The sequence below is a fragment of the Candidatus Benthicola sp. genome, assembly GCF_058719085.1.
Map to the genome: position 1 here is coordinate 1 of NZ_JBZQEK010000004.1, position 3,088 is coordinate 3,088.

3 protein-coding genes are annotated in these 3,088 nt (G+C 68.5%); all 3 read left to right on the forward strand.

Going from position 1 to position 3,088, the window contains the following annotated elements; genetic code table 11:
- The coding region (locus tag AC36XV_RS00300) for a dihydrolipoamide acetyltransferase family protein (protein WP_492201681.1) at positions 1-900 on the forward strand (900 nt) is incomplete at its 5' end.
- A 62-nt stretch (positions 901-962) separates the two neighbouring features.
- On the forward strand, positions 963-2,372 hold the full coding sequence (gene lpdA / locus AC36XV_RS00305) for a dihydrolipoyl dehydrogenase (protein WP_492201682.1): 1,410 nt from the start codon (positions 963-965) through the stop codon (positions 2,370-2,372).
- A 341-nt stretch (positions 2,373-2,713) separates the two neighbouring features.
- Positions 2,714-3,088: lipoyl(octanoyl) transferase LipB (locus AC36XV_RS00310; protein ID WP_492201683.1), on the forward strand; the 375-nt coding region annotated here is incomplete at its 3' end.

Genomic DNA, 3,088 nt, shown 5'->3' on the forward strand with positions numbered 1-3,088 from the left:
GAGTCCTCCGTCACCGGCGCCGTGAAGGCCTCGCCGCTCGCCCGCCGGATGGCCGAGGAAGCAGGCCTGAGGGTGGCGGACATCGCGGGGTCAGGGCCGGGTGGACGGGTGGTGAAGCGGGACGTCGAGGCCGCCATCGCGGCCGGGACGGCGAGGAAGCCCGGGCGCGTGGACGGTGAGGCTGGCGTGCGCGCGGCGGCTCCCGGGCCGCTGCGGCTGGAGGATAGGACCCTCGAGCCTTCCCAGATGCGGAAGGCCATCGCCCGCAGACTGGTCACCTCGATCGGTCCGGTGCCGCACTTCTTCCTCACCACGGAAGTGGACATGGGGCGGGTGCTCGAGCTCCGGAAGTCGATGAACGTCCGTCTCGAGGGCGCGAAGATCGGGGTGAACGACATCCTCATCAAGGTGACGGCGGAGGCCCTGGTCCGGCACCCGGAGATCAACGCCTCGTGGGAAGGCGACACGATCCGCCGGCACGGGTCCGCGGACATCGGCGTTGCGGTGGCGATCGAGGACGGGCTCATCACGCCCATCGTGCGGCAGGCGGACCGGAAGGGGCTGCTCCGTATCTCCGAGGAGGCCGCCGAGCTGATCGGCAGGGCGCGGGAGAAGCGCCTGGAGCCGGAGGAGTACCAGGGAGCCACCTTCTCGGTGAGCAACCTCGGAATGTTCGACATCGACCAGTTCACCGCGATCATCAATCCTCCCGAGGCCGGTATCCTCGCCGTGGGGAGCACCAGGGAGAAGGTCGTGGTGGAAGACGGCGAAATGGTGATCCGCCAGCGCATGCGCGTCACCATGTCGTGTGACCACAGGGTGATCGACGGGGCCACCGGGGCGCGCTTCCTCCAGACGTGGAAGGCGATGCTGGAGAACCCGCTGGAACTCGTCCTGTAGCACTGGATTCGAATACCATGCCGCCCGGACGGGCGGTTGCGCGAGACTGACGAGGCGAATCGATGGCTGACAAGCTGGATGTACTGGTGATCGGGGCCGGACCGGCAGGATACGTGTGCGCCATTCGGGCGGCGCAGCTCGGTCTGAAGACCGGGTGCGTGGAGGCCTCCACCTACGAAGGTGGCCTGGGAGGCACCTGTCTGAACTGGGGGTGCATCCCGGCGAAGGCGCTCCTCGAGAGCGCGGCGCTGGCCGAGAACCTGAAGTCGCACGGCGAAGAGATGGGCGTGAAGGCGGAGCAGGTGACGTACGACATGAGCGCTGCCGTGGATCGGAGCCGTTTCATCAGCGAGAAGCTCACCGGTGGGATCCGCTTCCTGTTCAAGAAGAACGACGTGGAGCTGTTCGAGGGGCGGGGACGGCTCACGGGGGCGGGCTCCGTCGAAGTCACGCCGGAGGACGGAGACCCCTTCACGGTGGAGGCGTCGAACGTGGTGATCGCCACCGGTGCCACCATGATGTCCTTCCCGGGCTTCGAAATCGATGGAAGCAAGGTGATCGGGAGCCGCGAGGCGCTGGCTCTTCGCCAGCTCCCGGGCCGGCTGGTGGTGGTCGGAGGAGGGTACGTGGGCGTCGAATTCGCCGATGTGTTCAACGCATTCGGAGTCGACGTGACGGTGGTCGAAATGCTCGATACCCTCGTTCCGGTGTCCGACCCGGAGGTCGGAAAGACGCTGGCTCGCTCGTTCAAGAAGCGGGGCATGACGATCCGGACCGGAACGAAGGTCGTCTCGCTGGACCGCGAGTCGGATCCCATGGTCCTCACGGTGGAGTCCGGGAAGGGCGAGGAGACGATCGAAACCGACATGCTCCTCATGGCGGTGGGCCGAAAGCCGGTCACCGATGGCCTCGGGCTCGAGGAGCTGGGGATCGAGATGGACGGTTCCTGGGTCCGGATCAACGAGTGGTGCGAGACGAGCGTCCCCGGAGTCTACGCGATCGGCGACGTGGCCGGGCAGCCCATGCTGGCGCACAAGGGATCGCACGAGGGCATCGTGGCGGCCGAGAAGATCGCCGGCGTGGCGGAGCACCCGATGCGCTATGACAACATTCCGAGCGTCGGCTACTGCCACCCGGAGGTGGCGAGCATCGGCATGACCGAGGAAGAGGCCACGGAGGCGGGCTACGAGCTCAAGATCGGGAAGTACCCCCTCACTTCGCACGGCCGAGCGCTGACCGCCGGGCACAACGAGGGTTTCGTCAAGATCATCGCGGATGCCCGGTATGGGGAAATCCTCGGGGTGCACATGATCGGCTACAACGTGAGCGAGCTGATCGCCGAGGCCGGGATGGCCCGCGCCCTGGAGTCCACCGTGGAGGAGATCGCCGCGCACGCACACGCGCACCCGAGCATGTCCGAAGCGGTGATGGAAGCGGCGCTCGCCGCGATGGACCGGGCGATCCACATCTGACGGCGGCTCCTCGCCTCCCTTCGCGAGCGAGTCCTCGCGTACCGGGAGTGGTCCGAATCGGACATCGAAGACGCTGCGGAGGCTCGCTCCGGGAGACGAGGGGGCCGCGTCAGGGCGGTGCTCGGGGCCGGGCGGAGGCTCGCTCCGGGAGACGAGGGGGCCGCGTCAGGGCAGTGCTCGGGGCCGGGCGGAGGCTCGCTCCGGGAAACGAGGGGGCCGCGACGGTGGCTCGATGGCCTGCGGAGACTCGCTCCAGGGGACGGGCCGCGTCAGGGCGGTGCTTGGGGCCCGGGCGGAGGCTCGCTCCGGGAGACGAGGGGGCCGCGATCGGGAGCAGGATCATGAACACCCTTCACGTGGTTCCGGTCGAGGGCACGGTGCCGTACGCGGCCGGACTCGCGTGGCAGCGGGAGCTGGCCCGCGCGAAGATCGACGGTGACATCGAGGAGGACTTCGTTCTCCTGCTCGAGCACGAGCCGGTCGTGACGCTCGGAAGGGGGGCGCGGCGGACGAACCTCGTGTCACCGGAGCTCCTGGCCGGCGCGGGGATCGAAACCGCGGAGGTGGAGCGGGGCGGTGATGTCACCTACCATGGCCCGGGTCAGCTCGTCGGCTACCCGATCCTCGCGCTCGAGCACGAGCGTCGCGACGCCCACCGCTACCTGCGCGACCTCGAGGAGGCCTTGCTCCGGACGCTGGCCGACTACGGCGTGACC